Source organism: Desulfobulbaceae bacterium (assembly GCA_015231515.1).
GTDB lineage: Bacteria > Desulfobacterota > Desulfobulbia > Desulfobulbales > VMSU01 > JADGBM01.
In genome coordinates, this window is record JADGBM010000147.1 from 1 (window position 1) to 5,827 (window position 5,827).

Consider the following 5,827-nt stretch of genomic DNA (forward strand, 5'->3'; position numbering starts at 1 on the left):
ATTATACAAGGCATATATTCCTGCCTGATAGGCAAAATCAACTGGGGAATCGTCGTGTTCTGAGTGTCCAATGAGCGATACAGTATCCCAGTTGACAAATTTTCTATGCCACATATACCCAATATTTTTTATAATTGGCTCTTCGCCTGCCATAGCACCCCTCCTCGTTATTTTTTACACATATCCATGTGTAGACACCCTAAACGCCGTATAAAAAAGGGATTTTAGGGCCATGTATTTCTGTTTATACTAACAAAACGCCGCATAATACACCCTTGTGGGGGTTTTATCAAACTTTTTTGCTTGATAAAAATATCAGTTTTATTTAGATATATTGCAGGTGAACATATGTTACATTTATGCTTTTCACTGTCAACCAGCAGTGGAAAGTGATCTTAACTGGAGGGGGCGAATCGTGCAAAAACCGAAACTTCTTTACCAGATGCGGAATTGTATCAGGTATAAACATTACAGAGTGCATTTTAGTAAGGGCTGAAGGGAGCTGAAGGGGTCAAAGGGCTGAAGGGGTCAAGTCCGCTTTAAGGGCTGAAGGGGTCAAGTCCGCTTTTGACTTTTGTTCACTTTTTTTGATATTTCGTTGATTTTTTTGCAGCCGTTTCTCTCTTTTGTCTACAAATTGATACCATCAAAAAAGCCACTAAATCCTTCACCATAAAATCGAGCCATCGATGTGCATATTGACTTTCGACTCTTTTCCGACTAAAAGTGTCGATACAGGTGTCCAGGTCACACTGCACGTGCGACACACCACTGGACAGTAAAAGGGAATCTCGTGTAACTCGGGAACGGGCCCTCCGCTGTAACCTCCGCTGATTTATCAGCAACCATTTCAGCCATCGTGTGCCACTGTCGTCGCGCAACAGCATTACCTGCGCAAAATGTAATGATGGGAAGGCCGCTTTAATGGAGAGGGAGTCAGAAGACCTGCCTGTAAGTCATAACCGTAAGCTCATGGACAGAGTCCGGTTCCCCTATTTTGTGGATAAACAGGGATATCCTCGAATTTATTGATCTGTTTGAGGAAACCCCAAAGTGTCCCTATCATCACTCTCAACAAATAAATTTCTCTACAAAATACACCGTTGGGGTGGGCTGTTCATTGCTGTTTTTGTACTTTTTTACAGCCTAACCGGAATACTATTAAACCACAGACAATCATTTGACTTTTTCATAGAAAAAAGCTCAACATTCCACACTATTACACCGCTTGACGCCACACCAATAAACACCTTTATTGATCATTACAAAAAACAGATTAACCGTAATGACGACCCTAAAATAATCCGCATTCGCCAGGACAACGCCATTGAATTTCTTTATGGTTCCCACGGCAAAACAACCTATATTATTACCCCTGAAACCGGACAGATGGAGACAGTAACTAAACACGACAGCGAGCCCTTCGCGTATTTCAATAAACTGCATAAAGCCTCCGGCACAAGCCGTCTCTGGGTAGTGCTTACTGATGCAGTATCCTTACTGCTTATCGTGATCACCCTATCGTCGCTGGCCTATTTACGCTACAAAGCCCTTGATTTTATTATGATCGGCATGGGAGTTCTTTTTTGTCTACTGGGAGGATTCCTTGCCTGAATATTCCCGATATACCTTGCTCATTATCGCACTTCTAATCTCCATTGCCCTGACCATCATCATATCTACGGGCATGGGTTATATAAAGATTCCGACCAGCGACGTGCTGCAGGTACTCTTAGCCCGGATTTTCGGCGGCGAAGTCAGTCCTGAAATAAATCCCCTCTTTCCTGTGGTCATTTTAGATGTGCGCCTGCCGCGCATATTAACTGCAGCAATTGTTGGCGGCGGGTTGGCAATTGCCGGAGTTGTTTTTCAGGCAATTCTATTAAACCCACTGGCAGACCCCTACACCTTGGGTGTTTCCTCTGGGGCCGCCTTCGGTGCCGCCCTAGCGCTGGTTATCAATATCACTATGTTAGGCAGTTTCTCTGTTGGTCTTTTTGCCTTTAGCGGCGCAATGCTGGCCCTTCTGTCTGTTTTATATCTCTCTTCAGTTGACGGCAGGTTCTCATCCAACACCCTTATTCTTTCAGGCGTTATCGTTGCGGCAATACTTTCTGCGGGTATCGGTTTCATTAAACATCTCGCCGATGAACAGGTCTCGGTAATCATCTTCTGGCTGATGGGCAGCTTCGCCTCAAAAACCTGGTCGGATGTACTCCTAACTCTGGTCTTTACCCTACTGACCTTTCTAGTTGCCATGTTCTATAGCCGAGACCTGAACATCATGTCTATGGGTGTACGCACATCCGATTCGCTTGGGGTTGATACCGTTGGAACCAGAAAGATTTTGCTGACAACCGCTTCGCTTATTACAGCAATTTGCGTTTCTGTTTCTGGAATTATCGGCTTTATCGGTCTGATTATTCCGCATCTGATGCGATTTATCACCGGCCCTGACAATAGAAAACTCATCCCAGCCTCGGCTTTGGCCGGCGCGATACTTTTGCTGATGGCCGACACCTTCAGCCGTGCTGTTTTACCATCTGAAGTTCCTATCGGCGTTTTAACAGCCCTTATTGGCGGCCCTTTTTTCTGTTATATCTTCAGGCAAAGACAGTTGGGCAAATAATATGAATCTCTTCACTCTCAACAATATTTCATGCGCCTACGGTACGACAGAGGCTTTGCAGGATATTTCAATCAGCCTCGACACCAACAAGTTCTACGGACTCATAGGGCCTAATGGCAGCGGCAAAACCACGCTGCTTGACTTGCTGCTCGGCAATCTCAAACCGGCATCTGGTACGGTCACCTTTAAAACAAAGAGTTTAAAGGCTTGGGAGAGGCGCAGCTTAGCGAAAGAGATCGCCCTGGTACCACAGGAATTTGGTATGAATTTTGATTTTACCGTTGAAGAGTTGATACTTATGGGGCGTCATCCTCATATACCGCGCTTTGCAAATCCCGGTGAACACGATCTGGCAATTGTCCATGAGATAATGGAGCAGTTGAATATTGTCAAACTGCGCAAACGATTCGTCACCCAGTTAAGCGGGGGTGAAAAACAACGAGTTGTAGTCGCACGCGCATTAGCCCAGGAAACGAATGTGCTTATTCTTGATGAAGCAACCTCAAACCTCGACATTCATCACAGTATTCACATTTTTCAAGTGGTTAAGGACAGGGTTACAAGCAAAGGCGGCTCTGTGATTGCCGCCATTCATGATCTTAATTTTGCGGCAGCCTTTTGCGATGAAATCATCCTTCTTGAACAGGGAAAAATCGCAGCAATCGGAACCCCCGAAGAGGTTTTAACCCCGGAATCCCTTCATGCTGTTTTCGGGATTAACTGTCAGGCCTATTTCAATGAGTTTTCAGAGGCCTACCAGATTGCCTATCAATATCGGGGAGTTGCCAATGCTTAAAGTAAATTTTTATAATTTCGCCCATAGTCGTATTCCGTCAGGATGTAAGAGCTTAGCGCACTGCGTGCGGTCTTTAGATAGTAATACAGCTACGATACCTGTGAGTATTTTTCAGTTTTCGTTAAATCCCCCTCAATCCCCCTTTTTAAAGGGGGACGTAGGGGGATTTTCAATTCAGGTAAAAATGGAAACCCCTACACTCTCGACTTATGAAAAACAATAAAACAACATATCTCAATCCCCTGCTATTATTGTCTTGTTTGGTATTCACAGGATTAATGGCTTCGGTCTTCAGCCAGGCAGAACCGGTTCGGGCAGAGTCGATAACAGACCAGAGCGGGGCAGAGATCAGCTTTGCTAAACCTTTTACCAGGATCATTTCTCTGTACCCTGCTCACACTGAGAACCTCTTTGCTTTGGGCCTTGACCAGGAGATTATTGGCGTCTCAAAAAACGACACCTATCCCCAACAGACCAGGGAAAAACCTAAATTCCATTACCGGGAAGACCCGGAGAAATTCATTGCCGCCCTGCCCGATCTTGTTCTGGTGCGACCCATGATTTACCGGGCCTACCCTGATCTGATCAGCAAACTCAACCTGGCAGGTATCGTCGTAATCTCGCTACAACCTACTTCAATTGCCGAGACCTATTCCTATTGGCGAACATTAGGCACGCTGACTGGCAGAGCTGCTCAAGCAGAAGAGCTGATTAGGCACTTTAAAATTAGAGTAGCTGGAATAACTGAAAAGGTTGCGACAATCTCACCGGAGACCCGTCAGAAGGTCTACTTTGAAGCCATTCACAAAAAGATGAAAACATTTTCACCTGGAAGCATTACAGTCTTTGCCCTGGAAACCGCGGGAGGAATCAATATAGCCGCCGATGCCGAAATCGTCCGCGACACCAACATCGCCTACTACGGCAAAGAAAAAATCCTTTCAAAGTCCCGCGAAATTGACGTATTCCTGGCCCAAAACGGCAAAATGAATCGTATCACTGAAGAAATCATAAAAAACGAACCAGGCTTTAAGGCCATAAAGGCCATAGAAAACGATACCATCTGTATCGTCGACGAAGCTATCGTCTCCCGACCGACAGTTCGCTTACTTGAAGGGATAGAGACAATCGGCAGATGTCTTTACCCTGAGGTTTTTCGCTAAACTATGCCCACAACTTCTTCACATACCACCCAGGGCAAGGGTTTTTTGCTGGCGGCAACACACAGTGGCGCCGGCAAAACGACTATTACCTTGGGCTTGCTTGCTGCTCTCATGCACAAAGGGCTCTCGGTGCAACCGTTCAAATGCGGCCCCGATTTTATAGACCCTACCTTGCACCAGTTCATCACCGGCAAGGTCTCACGCAATCTTGATATCCGCATGTGCGGCAGAACTTTTGTCAGACACTGTTTCCAGACCCATTCAGCGCAGTCGGTTTCGGTAATTGAAGGCGTCATGGGCCTGTTTGACGGTGCCGAGGGCAGTGGCGCTACCCTTGCCAAAGAGCTTAGCCTCCCGGTGATTCTTATTGTTGATACCCGTTCCTGCGCTGAAAGTATTGCGGCAGTTGTTAAAGGTTTCGAGAGCTTCGATCCCGATCTCAAACTTGCCGGAATCATCCTTAACAGGGTAGGAAGTGAGCGCCATCTTACACTCCTGCAAGAGTCCATAACAGCCAACTGTAAGACTCCAATTTTAGGCGCACTCCATCGTAACGACACCTTTACGATTCCTGATCGTCATCTGGGTCTGTGTATGGGCAGTGAACGCCCACTTCGACAGGAACAGATCGACTCATTGGCACAGACTATTTCTCTGACAAAAATTAATGAAGTTCTCTGCTATGCCTGGATCTGCTCCAAAGTGTTGATGCAGATAGGTGCCAAGGGTGTTGTTGGTTATATAGCCTTCTTGAACCCCAGTATCAAAGGTGAAAGCTCTGTTGACGCTGGCAGGCATTTCGTCAATGGTTGAATAGTGAAATTCATGACCCTGGAGTGTCTTATTGGAACCAAAAATACAGTCTGCTCCGCTGGTTGATACTGTGCGGTAGCCCAGTTTGGCCAGGCGATTGTGCATGTGCGACCTTACTGGAAAGATACCGGCCAGTGGCCAGAAGTTTTTCTGATGGTCGAAAATTCCTTCGGTTAAATACATGAAACCGCCGCACTCAGCATATAATGGCCGGTTGGTTGAGGACCACTGTTTGATTTGCGTGAGCATCGTGGTGTTTTCAGACAAATCACTGGCGTAGAGTTCAGGGTAGCCGCCGCCTAAATAGAGGCCGTCGATGTCTGGAGGGAGGTCTGTATTGCGTAAAGGACTAAAAAAAACAAGCTCTGCACCCAGAGATTCCAAGATATCAAAATTGTCCTGATAGTAAAAACAAAAGGCTTCATC

The 5,827-nt window shown here is 46.0% G+C and carries 6 protein-coding genes, 1 pseudogene and 1 riboswitch; of the genes and pseudogenes, 5 read left to right on the forward strand and 2 right to left on the reverse strand.

The window, feature by feature from the left end:
* A partial coding sequence (locus HQK80_14860) for a hypothetical protein (protein MBF0223477.1) occupies positions 1–153 on the reverse strand: 153 nt, incomplete at its 3' end.
* Positions 154–719: 566 nt separating this feature from the next.
* Positions 720–968: riboswitch (cobalamin riboswitch) on the forward strand.
* Positions 969–1,053: 85 nt separating this feature from the next.
* Between HQK80_14860 and HQK80_14865 the strand changes: the two genes are divergently transcribed.
* From HQK80_14865 to HQK80_14885, 5 genes and pseudogenes are all read left to right on the forward strand, one after another.
* A complete protein-coding gene (locus HQK80_14865) occupies positions 1,054–1,614 on the forward strand; it encodes a PepSY-associated TM helix domain-containing protein (protein ID MBF0223478.1) in 561 nt (186 codons plus the stop codon).
* Positions 1,615–1,687: 73 nt separating this feature from the next.
* On the forward strand, positions 1,688–2,629 hold the full coding sequence (locus HQK80_14870) for an iron ABC transporter permease (GenBank protein ID MBF0223479.1): 942 nt from the start codon (positions 1,688–1,690) through the stop codon (positions 2,627–2,629).
* Position 2,630: 1 nt separating this feature from the next.
* A complete protein-coding gene (locus HQK80_14875) occupies positions 2,631–3,425 on the forward strand; it encodes an ABC transporter ATP-binding protein (protein ID MBF0223480.1) in 795 nt (264 codons plus the stop codon).
* A gap of 209 nt (positions 3,426–3,634) precedes the next feature.
* Complete coding sequence (locus HQK80_14880; GenBank protein ID MBF0223481.1) at positions 3,635–4,588, forward strand: ABC transporter substrate-binding protein; 954 nt, start codon at positions 3,635–3,637, stop codon at positions 4,586–4,588.
* Between the two features lie 3 nt (positions 4,589–4,591).
* Positions 4,592–5,218 (forward strand): annotated as a pseudogene (locus tag HQK80_14885) (cobyrinate a,c-diamide synthase).
* Positions 5,219–5,221: 3 nt separating this feature from the next.
* On the opposite strand, the gene HQK80_14890 reads toward HQK80_14885, so the two are convergent.
* Positions 5,222–5,827 (reverse strand): cobyrinate a,c-diamide synthase (locus HQK80_14890; GenBank protein MBF0223482.1); only part of this gene is annotated, 606 nt, incomplete at its 5' end.